The organism is Mesorhizobium sp. M0659 (assembly GCF_040320605.1).
Taxonomy (GTDB): Bacteria; Pseudomonadota; Alphaproteobacteria; order Rhizobiales; family Rhizobiaceae; genus Mesorhizobium.
The window spans coordinates 1-20,052 of record NZ_JAMYPY010000014.1 but is presented as its reverse complement, the minus strand read 5'-3'; the positions used below and the strand labels follow the sequence as shown (position 1 = coordinate 20,052).

Annotated in this window: 21 protein-coding genes and 1 tRNA gene; 11 read left to right on the top strand and 11 right to left on the bottom strand. The window is 62.6% G+C overall.

Annotated features, from left to right (window positions below):
- Positions 1–211 precede the first annotated feature (211 nt).
- From NKI31_RS21250 to NKI31_RS21230, 5 genes are all read left to right on the top strand, one after another.
- Positions 212–751: a sigma-70 family RNA polymerase sigma factor gene (locus tag NKI31_RS21250; RefSeq protein WP_023673234.1), complete on the top strand. Its 540-nt coding sequence runs from the start codon at positions 212–214 to the stop codon at positions 749–751.
- A complete protein-coding gene (locus tag NKI31_RS21245; RefSeq protein ID WP_023736962.1) occupies positions 748–1,470 on the top strand; it encodes an anti-sigma factor in 723 nt (240 codons plus the stop codon). The genes NKI31_RS21250 and NKI31_RS21245 overlap by 4 nt, the downstream gene beginning before the upstream one ends.
- A 222-nt stretch (positions 1,471–1,692) precedes the next feature.
- Entirely contained in the window at positions 1,693–2,250 is a 558-nt protein-coding gene (locus NKI31_RS21240; protein ID WP_023693011.1) for a fasciclin domain-containing protein, read from the top strand.
- Between the two features lie 209 nt (positions 2,251–2,459).
- The gene (msrB, locus tag NKI31_RS21235; RefSeq protein ID WP_352652489.1) at positions 2,460–2,954 is read left to right on the top strand and encodes a peptide-methionine (R)-S-oxide reductase MsrB; all 495 of its coding nucleotides are present in this window, start codon (positions 2,460–2,462) and stop codon (positions 2,952–2,954) included.
- A gap of 153 nt (positions 2,955–3,107) precedes the next feature.
- On the top strand, positions 3,108–4,655 hold the full coding sequence (locus NKI31_RS21230; RefSeq protein WP_352652488.1) for an FAD-dependent monooxygenase: 1,548 nt from the start codon (positions 3,108–3,110) through the stop codon (positions 4,653–4,655).
- Between the two features lie 95 nt (positions 4,656–4,750).
- Here NKI31_RS21230 and NKI31_RS21225 read toward each other — a convergent pair whose 3' ends face one another.
- Both NKI31_RS21225 and NKI31_RS21220 read right to left on the bottom strand, forming a co-directional pair.
- Positions 4,751–6,352: a DHA2 family efflux MFS transporter permease subunit gene (locus tag NKI31_RS21225; protein WP_023755369.1), complete on the bottom strand. Its 1,602-nt coding sequence runs from the start codon at positions 6,350–6,352 to the stop codon at positions 4,751–4,753.
- 21 nt (positions 6,353–6,373) lie between these two features.
- Positions 6,374–7,555: an HlyD family secretion protein gene (locus tag NKI31_RS21220; RefSeq protein WP_352652487.1), complete on the bottom strand. Its 1,182-nt coding sequence runs from the start codon at positions 7,553–7,555 to the stop codon at positions 6,374–6,376.
- Positions 7,556–7,701: 146 nt separating this feature from the next.
- On the opposite strand from NKI31_RS21220, the gene NKI31_RS21215 reads away from it, so the two are divergent.
- Positions 7,702–8,445: a TetR/AcrR family transcriptional regulator gene (locus NKI31_RS21215; RefSeq protein ID WP_023710413.1), complete on the top strand. Its 744-nt coding sequence runs from the start codon at positions 7,702–7,704 to the stop codon at positions 8,443–8,445.
- Between the two features lie 66 nt (positions 8,446–8,511).
- Here NKI31_RS21215 and yihA read toward each other — a convergent pair whose 3' ends face one another.
- The 6 genes from yihA to rpmH form a co-directional block, all read right to left on the bottom strand.
- Positions 8,512–9,171, bottom strand: coding sequence for a ribosome biogenesis GTP-binding protein YihA/YsxC (gene yihA / locus NKI31_RS21210; RefSeq protein ID WP_352652485.1), 660 nt, complete (start codon positions 9,169–9,171; stop codon positions 8,512–8,514).
- Positions 9,168–9,806, bottom strand: a complete 639-nt coding sequence (locus tag NKI31_RS21205) for a CatB-related O-acetyltransferase (RefSeq protein ID WP_352652484.1) — start codon at positions 9,804–9,806, stop codon at positions 9,168–9,170. Before NKI31_RS21205 ends, yihA begins: the two co-directional genes overlap by 4 nt.
- Before the next feature lie 317 nt (positions 9,807–10,123).
- A complete protein-coding gene (locus tag NKI31_RS21200; protein WP_352652483.1) occupies positions 10,124–10,690 on the bottom strand; it encodes a fasciclin domain-containing protein in 567 nt (188 codons plus the stop codon).
- A gap of 339 nt (positions 10,691–11,029) precedes the next feature.
- A complete protein-coding gene (gene yidC, locus NKI31_RS21195; RefSeq protein ID WP_023681359.1) occupies positions 11,030–12,844 on the bottom strand; it encodes a membrane protein insertase YidC in 1,815 nt (604 codons plus the stop codon).
- A gap of 14 nt (positions 12,845–12,858) precedes the next feature.
- The gene (gene rnpA, locus NKI31_RS21190; RefSeq protein ID WP_023672264.1) at positions 12,859–13,212 is read right to left on the bottom strand and encodes a ribonuclease P protein component; all 354 of its coding nucleotides are present in this window, start codon (positions 13,210–13,212) and stop codon (positions 12,859–12,861) included.
- Positions 13,213–13,228: 16 nt separating this feature from the next.
- Complete coding sequence (gene rpmH / locus NKI31_RS21185) at positions 13,229–13,363, bottom strand: 50S ribosomal protein L34 (RefSeq protein WP_008833937.1); 135 nt, start codon at positions 13,361–13,363, stop codon at positions 13,229–13,231.
- Between the two features lie 322 nt (positions 13,364–13,685).
- Here rpmH and NKI31_RS21180 point away from each other — a divergent pair, with 322 nt between their 5' ends.
- On the top strand, positions 13,686–15,218 hold the full coding sequence (locus tag NKI31_RS21180; RefSeq protein ID WP_352652482.1) for an ATP-binding protein: 1,533 nt from the start codon (positions 13,686–13,688) through the stop codon (positions 15,216–15,218).
- A gap of 195 nt (positions 15,219–15,413) precedes the next feature.
- Positions 15,414–15,490: transfer RNA gene (locus NKI31_RS21175), tRNA-Arg, on the top strand.
- A gap of 297 nt (positions 15,491–15,787) precedes the next feature.
- On the opposite strand, the gene NKI31_RS21170 is transcribed toward NKI31_RS21175, so the two are convergent.
- Positions 15,788–16,330 carry an autotransporter gene (locus tag NKI31_RS21170; protein ID WP_023755496.1) on the bottom strand — a complete coding sequence of 181 codons (543 nt, stop codon included), beginning with the start codon at positions 16,328–16,330 and terminating at the stop codon, positions 15,788–15,790.
- Positions 16,331–16,503: 173 nt separating this feature from the next.
- On the opposite strand from NKI31_RS21170, the gene NKI31_RS21165 reads away from it, so the two are divergent.
- Positions 16,504–17,232: a GntR family transcriptional regulator gene (locus NKI31_RS21165; protein WP_023714481.1), complete on the top strand. Its 729-nt coding sequence runs from the start codon at positions 16,504–16,506 to the stop codon at positions 17,230–17,232.
- 30 nt (positions 17,233–17,262) lie between these two features.
- On the opposite strand, the gene NKI31_RS21160 is transcribed toward NKI31_RS21165, so the two are convergent.
- Both NKI31_RS21160 and NKI31_RS21155 read right to left on the bottom strand, forming a co-directional pair.
- A complete protein-coding gene (locus NKI31_RS21160; RefSeq protein WP_023714482.1) occupies positions 17,263–18,153 on the bottom strand; it encodes a sigma-70 family RNA polymerase sigma factor in 891 nt (296 codons plus the stop codon).
- Positions 18,154–18,185: 32 nt separating this feature from the next.
- Complete coding sequence (locus NKI31_RS21155) at positions 18,186–18,494, bottom strand: hypothetical protein (protein WP_023681378.1); 309 nt, start codon at positions 18,492–18,494, stop codon at positions 18,186–18,188.
- Positions 18,495–18,640: 146 nt separating this feature from the next.
- Between NKI31_RS21155 and NKI31_RS21150 the strand changes: the two genes are divergently transcribed.
- Together NKI31_RS21150 and NKI31_RS21145 are read left to right on the top strand one after the other, a co-directional pair.
- Entirely contained in the window at positions 18,641–19,006 is a 366-nt protein-coding gene (locus NKI31_RS21150; RefSeq protein WP_352462848.1) for a VOC family protein, read from the top strand.
- A 129-nt stretch (positions 19,007–19,135) separates the two neighbouring features.
- Positions 19,136–19,918, top strand: a complete 783-nt coding sequence (locus NKI31_RS21145; protein ID WP_352652481.1) for an alpha/beta hydrolase — start codon at positions 19,136–19,138, stop codon at positions 19,916–19,918.
- Positions 19,919–20,052 lie beyond the last annotated feature (134 nt).

The window sequence follows — 20,052 nt, the reverse complement described above, 5'->3', positions numbered from 1 at the left end:
CTCTATGCACCAGCTCCGCCAAGCCGGTCGCATCGTTCTCCCGCAGCATCCGTTCGGCCGACATTGCTGTTCCCCTTTCTGCGGGAGGCTAACGACAGCCGATTTCCTTGGCACCGACCGGCGATTACTGGCGATCGGGCGCGGACATGGTTTGCGTGGACAACAAGATTTCTGCCTTTGCAAATAAATCGTGATCGCTTAGCTTGTCCGTATGACGCCGCAGGATATCTCCACCCTGATTGTCCGGACCTCGATGAAGGATCGGACTGCGTTCGATCTGCTTTACCGGCAAACCAGTGCGAAACTTTTCGGCGTGTGCCTTCGTGTATTGAAGGATCGCGGAGATGCGGAAGAAGCGCTGCAAGAGGTCTTCGTCAAAGTGTGGACGAAGGCGGATCGTTTCGCTGTTTCTGATCTCAGCCCAATCTCCTGGCTGGTGGCCATAGCACGCAATCATGCGATTGATCGCATCCGGTCGCGACGCAAGCCTGCTGCCGATATCGATGCCGCGCTCGACGTGGCTGACCCCGGTCCCGGGCCAGAGGCTATGGTTGTTGCGGGCGGTGAATCCGAGCGCATCTATCAGTGCCTTGAAGAGTTGGAACAAGACCGGGCGCAAGCCGTTCGGGGTGCTTATTTGAACGGCGAAAGTTACGCCGAGCTCGCGGAACGTCACAAGGTTCCGCTCAACACGATGCGGACATGGCTGCGCCGCAGCCTGTTGAAACTTAGAGAATGTCTGGAAAGATGACCCTGGCAGAAGAAAATGGACCGGAACGTGGAGGCGACGACCTGCTCGCCGCCGAATACGTTCTCGGCGTGCTGCCGGCGGATGAGCGCCAGATAGCCTCCGGACGCATCGACGCGGAGACCGGCTTTGCCCGTCTCGTCGATTCCTGGGAAGTGAATCTCTCGCCGATGGCTGCCGCTTATGCTGAGGTAGAGCCGCCGGCCACCATCAAGCCGGCTATCGATCGCCGGCTGTTCTCCTCCACCGCGGCGTCGACGACGGCCCCGAGCGGCAGCCTGTGGTCCAGCCTTAGCTTCTGGCGCGGCCTCACCGCAGCGGCTCTCGCGGCCCTGGTGCTCTATGTCGCCGTGCCTTACGTCAGGTCGCCGGTCGTCGTGCCGCAGGAGCGCCTCGTCGCCTCGCTGGCTGCCGAAGGCAGCGATGTCAAATACCTTGTCGTCTACGACGCTTCCCGCCGCGATGTCGGCCTGTCGCTGGTTTCGGGCGAACGCGCCGCCGGCAAGGACTTCGAACTGTGGATGATCGAAGGCAAGAATGCTCCCGTCTCGATGGGTGTCATTCCCGCCGGCCAGGTCGCCCATATCCCGGTTACCCCGGCCGTGCAGCAGAAGCTGGCGCAGGGCGCCGTGCTTGCTGTCAGCGTCGAGCCGACGGGCGGTTCGACGACGGGACAGCCGACCGGACCGGTCGTTGCCGCGGGCGACCTGAAGGGCATCTGATAGATCGTAAAACCATGACGTGATAATGAAGTCAGCGGAAGTAGATCTTCCGCCGTTTTCGTTTTGGATACGCTGCTGGAGATTAGAGATTCGTCTCCGGAGATAATTCGCCGACAAAATAAAGGATAAATTTTTCCCGGCGCGCGGAAACTCAGGCAGTTCTATTCCGTATCTCCTCATGTTCCCGAAAGAGGAACAATAACCCCGAGGAGTTCGAACACTATGCGTAGAATCGCCACCCTTTTGCTCGCCGGTACCATTGCCGTCTCCGCCCTCGCCACAATCGCCTATGCCGAGAATCCGATGGTTGGCGGCGCCGCCATGTACGCCAACAAGAACATCGTCGAGAACGCCGTCAATTCGAAGGATCACACGACACTGGTCGCCGCCGTCAAGGCTGCCGGCCTGGTCGAGACGCTGCAGGGCGCTGGCCCCTTCACCGTCTTCGCACCGACCAATGAGGCCTTCGCCGCGCTTCCGGCTGGCACGGTCGAGTCGCTGCTCAAGCCCGAGAACAAGGACAAGCTCACCAAGATCCTGACCTGCCATGTCATCGGCGCCAAGGCGATGGGCGCCGATGTCGCCTCGATGGCCAAGGCCGATGGCGGCACCCACAAGGTCAAGACGGTCGGCGGCTGCGAGCTGTCGCTCAAGGCCGATGGCGGCAAGGTCACCGTGACCGACGAGAACGGCAATGTCGCCAATGTGACGATCGCCGATGTCGAGCAGTCGAACGGCGTCATCCACGTCATCGACAAGGTCCTGCTGCCGAAGATGTAACAAAGCCCCTGCCGCCGACGAACAGGCGGTAAGCTCTCTGATTGCGCGGCTCCCCCCTCGCGGGCCGCGCAAACGACCGAGCGCTCCATCCCGTCCGCAACAAGCGCGGAGCCGGTGTGGAGCGTTCGTTTGCAGGACAACCGTCACCGGCTTTTGATTTTCCAGTGGCGGCCAAATCTGGCAAAATGATCCGCAGGAGGATTTCTGTCATGAACCGTCGAGATTTGCTTTTGAGCGGCGCCGCCATCGCTGCCGTGGCCGGCGCGGCGGCAACGTTGCGCATGGGCGGGCCCGCTAAGGCTGCCGAAACCTTCGAGGTCACCAAGACCGACGCCGAATGGCACGCCATCCTGTCCGACGAAGCCTTCAACGTGCTGCGCAAGGAAGGCACCGAGTATCCCGGCACCAGCCCGCTGCTGAACGAGCATCGCAAGGGCATTTTCGCCTGCGCCGGTTGCGACCTGTCGGTCTACCCCTCAGACACCAAGTTCGAGTCCGGCACCGGGTGGCCGAGCTTCTGGCAGGAGATTGCCAACGCCGTCGGCAAGACCGAGGACCGTTCGCTCGGCATGACCCGTACCGAGGTCCACTGCCGCCGCTGTGGCGGCCATCTCGGCCATGTCTTCGACGATGGCCCGGCGCCGACCGGCCTGCGCCATTGCATCAACGGCGTTGCGCTCTGCTTCAAGCCGGCCACTGCCTGACCGTTCGGCGTCTTTTAGCGGGGTGGGGATTTGGCGCCGGTGTGACGACCGCCTCCTATCTCTTGAAATGGGGCGAAAACAGTCAACTTCAAGAATTGGCAGACGGCTTTTTATGCGTAGATTCCGCAGCCCTTAACGAGAGGGCCAGAACCTATGCAACGAACTGAAGCACGGGCTCGCGACGGTGAGCCCAAATCGACCGCCAAATCGACCGACGGTGTTGATGCGGACCGGCCGCGAATATCCCATTCCGTGGTGATCGCCGGCGGCGGCCCGACCGGGTTGATGCTGGCCGGCGAGCTTTCCCTGGCCGGCATCGATGTCGCCATCGTCGAGCGGCGCGAGAACCAGGACCTCGCGGGCGCGCGCTCGGGCGGCCTGCATTCGCGCACCATCGAGATCTTCGACCAGCGCGGCATTGCCGATCGGTTCCTGTCGCAAGGCCAGACCGCACAGGTCGCAGGCTTCGTCGGCGTTTCGCTTGATATCAGCGACTTCCCCACCCGCCACAATTACGGGCTGGCGCTGTGGCAAAAGCACATAGAGCGCATCCTTGCTGACTGGGTCGATGAACTTGACGTCACGATCTACCGTGGCCGCGAGGTGACAGGCTTCGTGCAGGATGCAGGCGGCGTCGATGTCGCGCTGACAGATGGCGGGTCGCTTCGTGCCGATTATCTTGTCGGCTGCGACGGCGGCAGAAGCCTCGTGCGCAAGGCGGGGGGCATAGAGTTCCCCGGTTCCGAGCCGACAACCAGCAATTTGATCGCCGAGATTGAGGTAACAGAAGAGCCGCAATGGGGTATCCACCGCGATGCCATCGGAATTCACGGCCTCAGCAGACTGGAAGACGGTACGGTACGGGTGCTGGTGACCGAGCGCGAGGTCGGGGCTGGCGGCGAGCCAACTTTGCGCGATCTCAGCGAGGCGCTCATTGCCGTCTACGGCACCGATTATGGCGTCCACAATCCGACATCGCTGGCCCGCTTCACCGACATGACCCGGCAGGCAGCCGCATACCGCAAGGGGCGGGTGCTGCTCGCCGGCGACGCCGCGCATGTCCATCCGCCGGACGGCGGACAGGGTCTGCAGACCGGTGTGCACGACGCGGTCAATCTGGGCTGGAAACTTGCCCAGGTGGTCACGAAAACAGCGCCGGAAAGCCTGCTCGACACCTATCAGGCAGAACGCCACCCGGTTGCCGCGCGCGTGTCGAAAAACACCATGGCGTCAGTCGCGCTGCGTCGCGAAGACGAGCGTACCAAAGCGTTGCGCGATACAGTGTCGGAACTGCTCGCCATGGAAGAGCCGCGCAAGCGTTTTGCCGGGATGATGTCCGGCCTGGACATTCACTACGATCTTGGCGAAGGGCATCCGCTGCTGGGACGTCGCATGCCTGATCTCGACCTCGTCACCGCTGCCGGGCCGCTGGCGGTTTTCGCGCTGCTGCACGACGCCCGACCGCTGCTGCTTAATCTTGGTGAGCCCGGCGCTTTTGATATCGGCCCGTGGGTGGAGCGGATTCAGCTGGTCGACGCCAGCTACGATGGCGCATGGGAGCTTCCGGTGCTGGGGGCAGTCGAAGCCCCACGCGCAGTGCTGGTCCGGCCTGACGGTTATGTGGCCTGGGTCGGCGGCCCCGAAGCAGCCGGGCTTACCGACTCGCTGACCAAATGGTTTGGGCCGCCTGCCGCGGCATAGGTGGTGATAACGATCGATGCTTAAGGGTGACCCCGGAAATCGGGGGTGATTTCCGGGGTCACACATGAGCGCGCCAGGCGGGGGGTCCGGCGCGCTCAATGGCCTCCGCCACCGCTGCCCGCGGGCGGCGCCGGCTTGGCGATGACCAGGGTGAAGACCGCCATGGTCGCGAACAGCACGGTCAGCATGGTGAACACATCCATGAACGACAGCAGCGACGCCTGCTGCTGGACCATGCCCGACAGTTTGGAGATCGCCGCCTTGGTGGCGTCGAGGCCGGGAGTCTGCTGGAAGTCGAGCGTCATGTTCTGCAGCTTGGTCTGCGCCGCCGCACTGCCCCATTCCACATGCTCGGCCAGCCTGGCGTAGTGGAAGGCGCTGCGATCGATCAGCACGGTGTTGATGACGGCAAGGCCGACCGCACCGCCGAGGTTGCGGGTCAGGTTGAACAGGCCCGACGCGTTCTTCAGCCGGTCCGGCGGCAAGGTGCCGAGCGCAATGTTGTTGATCGGCACCATGCACAGCATCATCGAGCTGCCGCGCAGGATCTGCGGGATCAGCAATTCCCAGAAATCCCAGTCGGCGGTCAGATGCGTCATCCACCATGTGCCGGCAGCGAAACCGAACAGCCCGATCATCATCATGATGCGCAAATCCATCTTGCTCGACAGGATGCCGGAAATCGGCGCAGTGACGAACATCGCCAGGCCGCTGACGAACAGGGCTTCGCCGATCATCAAGGAATCGTAGCCGCGGATGCGTCCGAGGAACACCGGGTAGAGATAGGTCAGACCGTACAGGCCGATGCCGATGACGAAGGAGAACAGCGAACCGAAGGCGAAATTGACGTTGGTGAAGGCCCTGAGATCGACGATAGGCTCCTCGGCGGTGAAGGCACGCCAGAAGAACAGCGCCGCACCGACAACCATGATGATGGCGCAGATAAACACGGCCTGTTCCTGCAGCCAGTCATGGTTCGGGCCTTCCTCGAGCACATATTCCATGCAGCCGAGAAACGCCGCCATGCCGGCAAGGCCCCACCAGTCGAACTTGCTGAACAGGCCGAGATTGGGCTTGTCGAAATCGATCAGGGTCCAGGTCGTGACCGTCACCAGAATGCCTGGAATGACATTGATGAGGAACAGCCAGTGCCACGACATGGCATGGCTGATATAGCCGCCGACGGTCGGGCCGATGGTCGGCGCCAGCGTCGCCACCAGGCCGATCATCGGCGACACCATGGCGCGGCGCGACGGCGGGAAGATGGTGAAGGCGGCGGCGAAAACGCTCGGGATCATGCCGCCGCCGATAAAGCCCTGGATGGCTCGGTAGACGATCATCTGGTCGATGTTGGTGGCGGTCGCGGCCAGCGCGCTGGCCGCCGTGAAGCCGGCCGCGGCGCCTGCAAACAGCACGCGCGTCGACAGCATCCGGCTGAGGAAGCCCGACAGCGGGATCATCACCACTTCGGCGATCAGATAGGCGGTCTGCACCCATGGGATTTCGTCGGAACTGGCGCTGAGGCCGGCCTGGATCTCGGCCAGCGAGGCTGAGACGATCTGGATGTCGAGGATCGCCATGAACATGCCGAACACCATCGCCAGGAAGGCGATGAGGCGGCGCGTCGAGATGGTCGTCGGTACCGCTGGCATGGCAGGCGCCGGCGCCGCTCCTGCAGTTATGGTTGCGGTTGCCATGGCGTTGCTCCCGGCTTTCGCTCAGTTCGCCGTAGCCGGAGCCGTGCGGCTGTCGACGGCGACGACGACGCTCAGGCCGGCGCGCAGCCTGCCTGCCTTCAGCACATCGGCCGGCACGTCGATGCGAACCGGGATGCGCTGCACCACCTTGGTGAAGTTGCCGGTGGCATTTTCCGGCGGCAGCAGCGAGAACACCGCACCCGAAGCCGGCGCCAGCGACGACACCGTGCCTTCGAAATCATGGCCGTCCGTGGCGTCGACCGAGACCCGCACCTTCTCGCCGGGCACCAGCTTGGCCAGCTGCGTCTCCTTGAAGTTGGCAACGATGTAGAGCTTGTCCAGCGGCACCACGACGGCGAGCTTCTGGCCGGGGCTGACGAGGTCGCCCTGCTCGACCGAGCGGTTGCCGACGACGCCGTCATAAGGCGCCTTGAGCACGGTGAAGGAAAGATCGCGCGCGGCCTTGTCGCGGTTCAGCCGCAGCGAAGCCAGCGTGCTGGCCGATTCGGCGCGCTGCGCTTCGAACACGCCGATATTAGCCTGTGCGGCTGCAATCTGCGCGTCGGCGCCGACAAGGGCCGCATTGGCCTGGTCGAGAGCGGTCTGGGCATCGTCCAATTGTGCCTGCGTGCCGACATGCGTCTTGACCAGTTGCGCGGCGCGCTGCTGGGCGCGAGCGGCGTTGTCGGCTGCCGCCTGGTCGGCGACCTTCTGCGCCTGCGCCTGTTGCAGCGAAGCTTGCGCCGCCTTGGTCTGCGCGTCGATACGGTCGAGCGTCTTGGCCAGCGTGGCGATCTGCGCCTCCGCCTGGGCAACGGCTATTCTGTAGTCGCCGTCGTCGATCGTCAGCAGCGGATCGCCGGCCTTGACCTGCTGGTTCTCCGAGACCTTGACTTGATCGACATAGCCGGAAATCTTCGGCGAGACGAACGACATGTCGGCCTGGACATAGGCGTCGTCGGTCGAGATCAGGAACCGGCCGTCGGTCCAGTAATCATAGCCATACCAGGCGCCGGCGCTGAGCAGAGCGAGGCCGATGATCGGCAGCATGAACGAGCGAGCCGACCGCTTTTTCTTGGCCGGCACCTCGGCCAAAACTTCGGCGGCAGGCTTGATGGGCGCTTCCGGCGCTTCGATAACCGGCGAGACCTTGGCGTTGGGAAAGGGGCGGACTTCGGCGGTGGTTGGCGTGTTCGAGGACATGATATCTCGCTACCGTAGCTACATAAGGAAAATGTGTTATACTGAACCGTTCGGTTCGATGCGAACGTTGACATAGCGCTAAAGCAGGCCCATATCAAGAGCAATCGAACCGCTCGGTTCGAATTATTTCGCGAGGTGTGACTTTAATGGCCGACACGTTACCCGACGTCGAAAATGATCGGTGCGATGTGCTGGATAGTGCGCGTCGCGGCCGCCCGGCGGCGGGCCAGGATCCGGTCAAGCGCAGCCAGATCATTGAGGGCGCGCGGCGCGTGTTCATCGACAAGGGCTTCGAAGCGGCGTCGATGAACGACATTACCCGCGAGGCCGGCGTCTCCAAGGGCACGATCTATGTCTACTTCGCCAACAAGGAAGAGCTGTTCGAGGCGCTGATCGAGGAAGAGCGCGGCACCATCTTCAAGAACATGTACGACATGCTCGACCGCGCCGACGATCTGCGCCAGACGCTGGTGAAGTTCGGCAAGGTGCTGTCGATGAAGATCACCTCGGCCAAGGTCATCCAGGCGCAACGCACCGTGATCGGCGCCTCCGACAGGATACCGGACATGGGCGCGCGGTTTTACGAACGCGGCCCCAAACGCGGCCACGACAAGGTGGTCAAGTTCCTCAATGCAGCCATAGAACGCGGCCTGCTCAAGATCGATGATGTCGATCTTGCCGCCTATCAATTCACCGAACTGTGCCTCGCCGGCCTGTTTCGCCAGTGCATCTTCGCCTACCGCACCAAGGCGCCGAGCCAGGATGAGATCGACCACATCGTGCGGTCGGGCGTCAGCCTGTTCCTGAAGTCCTACGGCACTGAAAAGCTTGCCGAGGAAGAAAGCCACCAGATGATCGCGCTCGAGGCGAAGTCCAAGGCAAAGGCCTAGTTAGCCAAAGGTCTTTTTTCGCAACTCCGGACGGAAAACCGCTTCACACTTTTCCCGGAGTTGCTTTTAACCGCCATTGGCCGCCAGCACGATCGCCGCGCGCAGTTCCTCCAGACCCTCGCCCTTTTCCGACGACGTGGCGAGCACGAACGGAAACGCCGCCGGCCGCTTCTTGATCTTCAGTAATGTCTCTTCGATCAGCTGCGGCACGCCGGCGGCCTTGATCTTGTCGGTCTTGGTCAGCACGATCTGGTAGGACACCGCCGCCTTGTCGAGCAGCGACAGCACTTCGTCGTCCTTGGCTTTGATGCCATGGCGGGAATCGATCAGCACATAGACCCGCTTCAGCGTCACGCGGCCCTTGAGATAGTCGAAGACCAGCTTGGTCCAATCGTCCACCTTTTCCTTCGGCGCGCTGGCATAGCCGTAGCCCGGCATGTCGACCAGCGCCATTGGCGGCAAGTCGGTGCCTTCGCCGGAAAACCCGCCCGGCACGAAATAGTTGAGCTCCTGCGTGCGGCCCGGCGTGTTGGAGGTGCGCGCCAGCCCTTTATGGCCGACCAGCGCATTGATCAGCGACGACTTGCCGACATTGGAGCGGCCGGCAAAGGCGATCTCCGGCGGCCCCTCCGGCGGCAGGAACTTCATCGCCGGCACGCCGCGGATGAAGATCCACCCCTTGGTGAACAGGTCGGTTCCGATGACGGCGTTGCCCAACGCGTTCAAATTGCTGCCTCCAGCCTGGAAATATCGGCGCCTCGGATGGCGTTGAGGTTGCGGCCGATCTTGTCCACGGGCCAATTCCACCACGCCGCGGAAAGCAGTCGCCTGACCGTCCTGTCGTCGAAACGCATCTTCACCACCTTTGCCGCATTGCCGGCGACGATCGCATAGGCCGGCACGTCATGCGTCACCACCGATTTCGCCGCCACGATGGCGCCATTGCCGACCGACACGCCGGGCATGATCACCGCATCCATGCCGATCCATACATCATTGCCGACCACCGTGTCGCCGCGCACTTCCTGCGACAACATCTTCGGGTCGAAGCCTTGCTCCCAGCCATGGCCGAAAATGTTGAACGGATAGGTGGAAAAGCCGGACATGGCATGGTTGGCGCCGTTCATAATGAAGCGCGCGCCCTCGGCGATGGCGCAGAACTTGCCGATGATCAGCTTGTCGCCGATGAAGGGATAATGATGCAGCACGCATCGCTCGGCGAATTTGTCCGGTCCGTCAGGATCGTCATAGTAGGTGAACTCGCCGATCTCGATATTCGGTGCGGTGACCAGGGGCTTGAGGAAGCCGACGCGGGTGTGCATCGGGATCGGGTGTTTGATGTCTGGGTTGGGTCCGTCCATGGCGAGATCCGTCGAGAGTGGCGCAAATTAAAGCCGCCATTCTAGATGGCGTGATCCGCCCTATAGCACCAATCGCCCGATGAGCGAGCCCTGCTGGGCTTCGATGTTCAGTTCGTGCCGCGGCAGATCACGATCAGGTCGACCGCCGCCGTCGGCTAAGGCGCCCTGAAACCCAAAAAACGGGGCCCTGCGAAGGACAAGCAGGACCCCGGTGGTGTCGAAGACGGCTTCAAAAGAATGGCACCTCCTCGTGAGGTGGGAAGGCAGACCGAGAAAGCCCGTCGCAGCCCGCCGTCATTCCCCGTTGCGTAAAGCCGTTACTTCGGCAACAGCACCTTGTTGACGACGTGGATGACGCCGTTCGACTGGTTGACGTCGGCGACCGTTACCTTGGCGGCGCCGCCGGATTCGTCGACGATATAAAGCGCGCCTTTTTTTACCTCGGCGATCAGCGTGTCGCCGCTGACGGTCTTCATTTCATACTTGCCACCCATCGCCTTGGCCTTGGTCATCATATCCTTGGCCGAGATCTTGCCAGCCACGACATGGGCGGTCAGGATCTTGGTCAGCTTGTCCTTATTTTCGGGCTTCACCAGCGTGGCGACGGTGCCGGCCGGCAGTTTCTTGAAGGCGGAATCGGTCGGCGCAAACACCGTGAAGGGTCCCGCGCTTTCCAGCGTGTCGACCAGGCCGGCGGCCTTGACGGCGGCAACCAGCGTCTTGTGGATCGGCGAGTTGAGGGCGTTCTCGACGATGTTCTTGGAGGTCAGCATCGCAGCGCCGCCAACGGCGGGATTGGCGAGCGTATAGGCCGTCGTCGCTGCGAGGCCCGATAGAGCAAGGCCGGCGGAAAAGCATAATGCCTTGAGGATGGACTTTGCCATTGGAGAACCCTTCTGGTGCGACAATTGTTGATTCGATTGTCGGGAAGAGTTACGCGGCAATTGCGGGAAAGTTTCGGTGCAGAGTAAAAAATGATAATGATAACAAATACTTAAAGGCGAATGCCCATTCCACGCGCCGCATCCCCGCGGTGGACATGACGGGGTCACGGATCAAAAACAATGGTCTTCGGATTAGGGCTGATCGATGTTGATCGGCCTTGGCGGTACAAGCAGCAGCCACGCCGGTTGCACGCCGCAAGTTTCGCGCCTCACGGGAACGTGATGCGCGCCTCGTCCACAAAAACACCGGACGAGCCGGGGCTTTGATTGCCACGCCTTTTATTCAGCCGGCGAGGGTTTCTTTCGGAACAGCGCCGTCAGATTGTCCCACAATTCGATCTTGGCGCCCTGGCGCTTCATGATCACGCCCTGCTGCAGGATCGACAGCGTGTTGTTCCAGGCCCAGTAGATGACGAGGCCGGCCGGGAAGCTGCCCATCATGAAGGTGAAGATCACCGGCATCCAGGTGAAGATCTGCGCCTGCGTCGGATCCGGTGGCGTCGGGTTCATGCGCATCTGCAGGAACATGGTGATGCCCATGACCACCGCCCAGGCGCCCATATGCGGCAGGAATGCCGGCGGCGCGAAGGGCAGCAGGCCGAACAGGTTGAAGACCGAGGTCGGATCGGGCGCGGCCAGATCCTGGACCCAGCCGAAGAACGGCGCGTGCCGCATCTCGATGGTGATGTAGAGCACCTTGTAGAGCGAGAAGAACACCGGGATCTGCAGTGCCACCGGCCAGCAGCCGGCGAGCGGATTGATCTTCTCGGTCTTGTACAGCTCCATCATCGCCTGTTGCTGCTTCATCTTGTCGTCCGCGTATTTCTCGCGGATCTCGAGCATCTTGGGCTGCACCTTCTTCATGTTCGCCATCGACGCATAGGATTTGTTGGCGAGCGGGAAGAAGAGGGTTTTGACGACGACCGTGGTGGCAAGGATGGCCAGACCGAAATTGCCGAAGAATTTGTACAGCGTGTCGATCAGGTAGAACATCGGCTTGGTGATCCAGATGAACCACCCCCAATCGATCAGCCGGTCGAACAGCCTGATCTGGCGGTCCTGGGCGTAGGCGTTGATCTTGTTGACTTCCTTGGCGCCGGCGAAGATCTCGGTCTCCACCGTCGCCGACTGGCCGGCGGCAATGGTGATCGGGTCGGTGAGGAAGTCCGACTGGTAGCGCGGGCGGCCATTGTCGTAATAGGCATAGTGCGGCTGGAAGGGCTGCTTCTCGGTCGGCACCAGGGTGACCGCCCAATATTTGTCGGTGATGCCAAGCCAGCCATCGGTCGATTTGCTCGGCGTATAGAGCTTGTTCTTCTCGATGTCGGCGTATTTGTGCTCCTGCAGGCCTTCGGTTCCCGTGACGCCGATCAGGCCTTCATGCAGCACATAGGAGCTGGCGACGGCCGGCTTGTCGAAACGGATGACGCGGCCGTAATTGGACAGTGTGACGGGGGTCGAGCCTGAATTCTGCACCGCATCGGAAACGGTGAACATGTAGTCGCCGTCGACGGAGATCGTGCGCTTGAAGGTCAGGCCCTTGTCGTTGGTGAAGGTCAGCGTCACTGGCGTCGCCGGCGTCAGCGTCGCATTGCCGTCGACGCTCCAGACCGTTTCCGGGCCCGGCACCGTGCCGGTCGTGTCGCTGCCGACAAAGCCGATCTCGGCATAATAGCCGGTGGGCAGCGCCTGCGGATTGAGCAGCTGGATCTGCGGCGATGTCTTGTCGACCGTCTCGGTGTAGTGCTTGAGCTTTAGGTCGTCGAGGCGGGCGCCGGTGAGGTTGATCGAGCCCGACAGGCTCGGCGTGTCGATGTTGACGCGGGCCGTCTTGGCCACTTCCTGCGCGCGGCCTTCCGGCGTCGTGACATAGGTGCCGGGCGCGTTTGGAATGGCGCCGGGCGCTGCGGGCGCCGGCGTGCCGCCGGGGTTGGCGGCCTCGGCCGCCTTCTTCTGCTCCGCCGCCCGCTGCTCTTCGATGCGGGCCGCCTCGCGCTGCTGTTCGCTGCGCGGCAGCACATAGAAATATTGCCACAGCCCGAGGATCAGCACCGACAAGACGATGGTGATGTAGAAGTTCCGGTTGTTTTCCATCGAAAGCCCTTGGCCTATCGTGTTCCGCTGAGACGGCGGGAGAGTTCGGCCTTCAACTGGCCGAACGGAATGGTGAGCACGTCTTCACGCCCGACGATGACATAGTCATTGCCGGGCGCCATGTCACTTGCGGCATGGGTGCGCACGGCTTCTTTCAGCCGCCGCCTGACGCGGTTGCGGACAACCGCATTGCCGACCTTCTTGGTGACGGTGAAGCCGACGCGCGGCGGCAGGCCGTCATTGCGGTCGAGAACTTCAACGAGAAAAAGCCGCCCGCGCCGCTTTTCACCGCGGCGGACGGCCAGGAATTCCGCACGTTTCAGAAGCCGCTTGGGGTTTGGTCCCACTGGCTTGCCGGTTGCGGGCAACGATCTCGTCTTCCGTTCAGGCGCTGAGCCGCTTGCGGCCGCGGTTGCGGCGAGCTGCGACGACGCCGCGACCACCCTTGGTGGCCATGCGAGCACGGAAACCGTGCCGGCGTTTGCGGACGAGTTTGGACGGTTGGTAGGTACGCTTCATTTGTTTTAATACCGCGGGGTGCGGCCCTTCTTGATTCTGTCACTGTGTAACAGGAGCTTTGCCGGGCCGGCATTGGCGCGATCGAAACCGCGCCGGGACGAATGGCCCGAGCGTGAGCGGCTTATAGAAAGAAGGGTTTTGGGAGTCAATCCAGCGCGAACTATGAGTTCGTCGCAGCGCGAACGTCAGTTCGTCGCAGCGCGAACACCCAGTTCGAGGCGGTCTTTATTGCTGGCACCATCGTCCAACGAAGGATGAAATTGGCAAAAAAGCCGCAATCACCTAATCTCAACCGATCAAGCGTTTGTGAAGACAGGCCTTAATGAGCGAAGTTGCATCAGCGGATGAAGGGAGCGGCCCGGCGACAGCCGATGCCAGCCCGGCGACCGTTCGCGCGGTTGCGAGCCGTTCGGTGCCCAATCGTTCAGTGCCCCTGGCGCGCGGCCTGTCGACCAAGCTGCTCTTGCTCACCATTGTCTTCGTGCTCCTGGCCGAAGTCCTCATTTTCCTGCCCTGGATCGCCAGCTACCGCCTGGCCTGGCTGAAGGAGCGGCTAAGCACCGCTGCCGCGGTGTCGATCGTGCTGGTGCAGGGCGAGCCCAATTCGCTCTCCCGCGCCGCCCAGAACGACGTGCTGATGGCAATCGGCGCCAAGGCGATCGCGGTGCGCGACGGCGGCGTCTCGCGCCTGCTGGTGGTGGCCGAGATGCCGCCGCAGGTCGACGAGCATATCGACCTCGCCAATGTCGGCATGATCAAGGGCATGACCGGGGCGCTGGATACGCTGTTCTTCGGCGGCAAGCGCATGCTGAGGGTGTTCGGCCCGGTCGGCGACAGCGACAAGGAATTCGAGCTGATCATGCCCGACTATTCCCTGCGCAACGCCATGCTGCGCTATTCGCGCAACGTCGCCTTCGTCTCGCTGCTGATCTCGCTGTTCACCGCCATGCTGGTCTATGCCGCGATCGACCTGATCATGATCGGCCCGATCCGCACCATGACGCGCTCGATGCTGTCCTTCTCCGAGGCGCCCGACGATCCAGGGCGCATCATCCACCCGGCCGCCCGCGCCGACGAGATCGGCGTTGCCGAGCGCGAACTGTCGCAGATGCAGGAACGGCTGCAAAAGATGCTGTCGGAGCAGAAGCACCTTGCCGACCTTGGCCTCGCCGTCTCCAAGATCAACCACGACATGCGCAACATCCTGGCCTCGGCGCAGCTGATGTCCGACCGCTTGCGCCTGGTCAAGGACCCGACGGTGCAGGCCTTCGCGCCAAAGCTGTTGCGCGCGCTCGACCGAGCCGTCTCCTATTCCGAAGGCGTGCTCCACTATGGTCGCACGCAGGAGCCGGCGCCCTCACGCCGCCGCTTGCGGCTGCGCCAGCTGGTCGACGACGTCCACGGCCTGCTCGACATCGAGGGCGGCATCGAATTCGTCAATGCCGTCGAGCTCGCCTTCGAGGTCGATGCCGATTCCGACCAGCTGTTTCGCGTGCTCACCAATCTCTGTCGCAACGCGGTCCAGGCGATGGCGGCCGACGCCGAGAGCGCGCTGGTGCGCCGGCTCGCCGTATCGGCCGAGCGCATAGGCAGCGTAAGCCGCATCATTGTCACCGACACCGGTCCCGGCCTGCCGGCGAAGGCTCGAGAAAACCTGTTCGCGGCGTTTCGCGGCTCGGCCCGCAGCGGCGGCACCGGCCTTGGCCTGGCCATCGCGCACGAACTGATCCGCGCCCATGGCGGCACGGTGGAGCTGGTCGAATCGATCGGCGGACGCACCACCTTCGCCGTCACCATCCCCGACCAGCCGGTCCGCCTCGACCAGGCCCGCAACGGCCTGCGCCGCCCGGCCTGAGCAGTATTGATATTCAGCCGAAGCCGGACTTTAGCTGAATCTCAGCACACCTTGATCGACACCGTCGAAAGCAGCTGCGACAAAACTTTTGCCGGATTGGCTTGCTTTTCGGAAATTCAGTCGCTAGGGAACACGTCTTGTCGCGGCCGGTCGTCAGGATCGGTTAGCGGGGCTATGTAAAGCATGGCCTGTTGCGCGCCCGTAGCTCAGCTGGATAGAGCACCAGACTACGAATCTGGGGGTCAGGAGTTCGAATCTCTTCGGGCGCGCCATTTCCGCCGAAACTGTGATTTCCTGCGATCCGCTAGCCGGTCTTTGAGCTCACATATGAAGAGCAGGTCGCGGAACACGTTGCCGAGCACCGCCTCATTCGAGTGCTGGAGAACTGGACGCCGCCTATTCCGGGCTTCTTCATTTATTACCCAGTCGTCAGCCTGACTGCGCTATAAACGCGCTGCGATGTTCTTGAAACGGGAGAGTACGCGGCGACCGTTATCTGGGCGCAGCGACGCTGAATGCTCATTCACGCCGCCGCGCAGCACGCTCACTTTTCTTCCACCTTTCCCGGATCAAGGCCCAATAGGCCTCGCTCCAGCCAGATACCGCTCATTGTCAAACGGCTCGGCGTGGGTGCTGTCCGGGCTCCACATGTGGCGGTGGGTCTCCGTCAGATTGCCGAGATAGACATGCAGTGCGCCCGAGCGGGCGCTGCCGGTGTTGGCGACCGCATGCACCGTATCCGGGTTCATATGCACCACCGCGGGCGCCGCGACGTCGTGGCGTTCCGGCGCATCGATCTCGCTGCCGTCGACGGGATAGATGAAGTTGGTCTCGCTGCCCTTGTAGATGCCGATCAGCGCATCCATCAGATGGTTGTGCGGCGGGTACTGCAGGCCGGGCGAAAGCGTGATGTGGTAGATGGTCAAGTCAGGGCTGGCATGCAGCAGCACCTCATCGTCGTCTTCCTCATGCGCGAGCACGCCTGATGCATGGAAGCGATCGGTGTGTTCGCGCAGCACCGCCTTGACCCGTTCGATGGCATGAGCACCTTTGGCTGCGTTGACGATATCGGCGGTTACGGCGTAGAGAGGCGAGTTGGCGGCAAGAGACATTTGTCGTCATCTCCATTGAGAAGCTCAACCAATACAACTGAGATGCTCAGGCTAGCGAATGCCGACAGACCCGTCAACCGGATGGTCGAAACCGGCAAGCAGACTACGCGGGCAGACTACGCGGGCAGACCACGCGGGCAGACCACGCGGGCAGACCAAACGGGCAGGCAGATATGGCTCTTCCGAAATCAGTGTCACCGTCCGCCGTCAAGGCGCCGTCGACCGCCGACATATTGCGCAGCGAGGAAGCTTATGAGCAGCTGAAGAGCGACATCGTCGCCTGCGTCCTGCAACCCGGCGAAAGCCTGACCGAAAAGCAGATCGGCGACCGCTACCAGATCAGGAAGGCGACGATCCGCTCGGCTTTGGCCCGCCTGACGCAGGAAGGGCTGATCAAGAGCGAGCCGCGCCGCGGTTATGTCATCGCACCGCTTAGCCTGCGCGACGTCAACGAGATCTTCGACGTCCGCAGCCTGATCGAACCGGAAGTGTTCCGGGTGGCCGCGGCAAACCTCACCGAACGCGGGCTCGACGACATCAGGCTGGCGGCGCAGAAGGTGCTGAAGCCGGAGACGCTGCGCAGCCATGTCGCCTTTCTAGCGGCCGACCGCGCCTTTCGCCTGGCCCTGGCTGAACTCTCTGGCAATCTGCGCCTAGTTCGCCTGCTCGACCAAACGCTCGACCAGTCGGAGCGTGTCCTCCATCTCGGCTTCAAATCGCGCGACTTCACGCAAGCGATCATCGGCCAGCAGAAGGAGTTGGTGCTTGCCTGCGAGCTGGCCGAAGTCTCGGCCATCGCAAAGCTTGCCCGCTCGCAGTGCCTGTCGCTCAAGAAGCAGGTGCTCGAGGCCTTGCTCGCCGGCTCCAAGCTGCAGGACGCCAATTTGCAAAGCTTCGCCTGAGGCGCGAAGCCCGCGCTCTCTGGCCGATGCTTACTCGTCGATGAAGCGGATGTCCGCATCGGCAAGGCAATAGGGCGCGTAGCGGAAATCGCGGATATGGCTGACCTTTCCATCCTGCCAGTCGACCAGCATGAAGCCGCGCACGGCGTCATCTCCCGTTTGCGGGTTGCGGATCAGGATGGCCGGCCTGCCGTCGACGAAGCCGAGCGACAGCGCCCAGTCCTGGACACGGTCGTAATTGCCGAAATAGTTGGAAACCTGCGCCTTACCGCGCATGCGGGTGCGGTTGACGACTTCAAGCTGGATATCCTCGGCGATCAACGCGCGCACGGCGTCGAAGTCGCGCGCGTTGAACAGGTCGACATAGCGGCGCAGGCGCCGCTCGTCACCGGCGTCGAGCTTTGGGGCAGGCGCCTGCTCGTCCTGTGACGCCAGCAGGCGCAGCTGCGACCGCCCGCGATGGAGCGCTGCCTTGGTCGCAGCCAGGGTCGCGCCGGACACTTCGCAGGTTTCGTGCAGGCTGAGGCCAAGCACGTCGACAAGGATCACGGCGCTGCGCTGCACTGTTGCCAGCTGCATGAAGCTTCGCAGGCTGGCGGCGGTGGCGAGCCTCGCATCGGCGCTGGCGGAGGGGTCTTCGATCGTCGTCATGTCGGTCTCGCTCATGCGCGCCTGCTCCCGCTGGCGCCGGCGCAGATGATCTTGCGCGGCATTGTGGGCTATGCGGAACAGCCATTGCTCCGGATGCTCGACGGCGGCGTCGCCGTCGATGGCCTGCAGTGCCTTGATCAGTGTCTCCTGGACGATGTCCTCGCCATCGATCACCGAGCCGGCCATGCGGGCGCAGTAGCGGTGCAGCTTCGGTCGCAAGGAGCCGAGCATCGCCTCCAGGGCAACGCGGTCGAGTTTTGCTGTGTTCATCCTGTCCGTTCCCAAAATGCCGGTCTTTGCATTCAAGCCGGCACGACCTCGCCGGCCAGCATACGATAATTGCCGACGATCTTTGCCGGCGATCTGGCAAGCGGCGTCGAGCGGCGTCCGGCATGATCGGCGCTGAAGGCCTTGAAGGCTGCGAGCCCCGTCAGGCCGTCGCCATCCTGGCTGACAAGATGGATGAACTCGCCATTCTCCAGTTCCAGGACGAGGTAGCGCACGGATTGCGGCTTCGTGTCGTCGAGTGCCTCGAACACCTGTGCAACCAGCATACGGTTCTCGGCGATGCTTTCGTCCTTCACGCCGTAGCGGATGAGATTGTAGCCCATTGTCGTCTCCTATTTTCAACTCTGCACGGAGAGGACGTTTCGCGGCCTCGAAAAGATTCGTCGCCCGGCGAATCTTTTCGATCGTCCGGATCGTCTTTCCCGTGGACGGCTGCGCGGCAGCCATCGAGGAGCAGGAGAGATCCATCATGCACATCCAGTTTGCCGAATTGCCGGTGTTCGACCAGGACCGCGCCAAGGCCTTCTACACCGGACATCTTGCTTGCCAGGTGGCGGAGGACCAGCTGATGGGCGACAGCGGCTGGCGCTGGATCGAGCTGACATTTCCCGGCGCCGTCACCAATTTGCATTTCGTCAAACGCGCCGATGACACCCCGGGCACTGAGCCCGTGCTGGTGCTCGTTGATGGCGATGTCGAGGCAACGGTCGCGGGCCTGAAGGCGCGCGGCGTCGAAATCATCACCGAGCCGCAGGAAGCGCCTTGGCAGCCGGGCCGCACGGTCGCCGAATTCCGCGACAGCGAGGGCAACCGCATGGTTGTCGCCGGCAAATGATCGGACCCGGCGCAAAGCCGAACTTTGACATGAGAACAACAGGAGAGATGGACATGACCCCCCAAACGTCGACGCTGAAAGTACCGGGCGCCAGCCTCTATTATGAGATGCGCGGTTCCGGCCCCGTACTTGTTGATAATCCCCGGCGGACCGCAGGATGCCGGCGTCTTCGCCGATGTCGCGGGCTACCTCGCCGACCGCTACACGGTGGTCGCCTATGATCCGCGCGGCAATTCGCGCAGCACCTTCGACGGAGAGCAGCAAGAGCAGGACCTCAATGTCCATGGCGACGATGCCGCGAGATTGATCGAGGCGCTTGGCGCCGGACCGGCCTATGTGTTCGGCACCAGCGGCGGCGCTCACATCGGGCTCAACCTCGCCGCCCGCCATCCCGGCCGGGTTCGTGCGCTGGTGGCGCATGAGCCGCCCAGCATGATGCTGCTCGACGACCCGTCGCCGTCACTGGCCGGCATGCGCGACCTGCACGACACCTATCGCAGCCAGGGCGTCGAGGCGGCGATGCAGAAATTCTTCAGCGAGAACGGCCTGTCGGAAGGGCCGGACCAGGGTGAAGCCGGACCGCACGAGCCGCAAGACGGACCGCCTTCGTTCGAACCGTCGCCCGAAGAGGCCGAGACCTTTGCCAGGGTCAGCGGCAATTTCGAATACTGGCTGGCGCATGGCGTCATGCCGCTGTCGCTCTACCGTCCTGATATCGAGGCGTTGCGCGGCCGCCCGGTCGTGGTCGGCATCGGCGAAGAGTCCATCGGCCAGCCGATCGACGGCATGGGCAAGGCGCTGGCCGACAGGCTCGGCAGCAAGCGCGCCGCCTTCCCCGGCGACCATATGGGCTTTGCGCCCTATCCCGACCGCTTCGCCGAGACCTTGCACCTGACGCTCAGAGGCGCGTGAGATCGTCAGTCCAATAGGAAAGGGGCGTACGCAAATCGGCCCCCCATATACCAATTAATTAAACGGGAATATTTGGGTATAATACCGCCTCCCCCCCCTAAATTCCACCCGCGCGGATGATGGGCGGGGTTAAA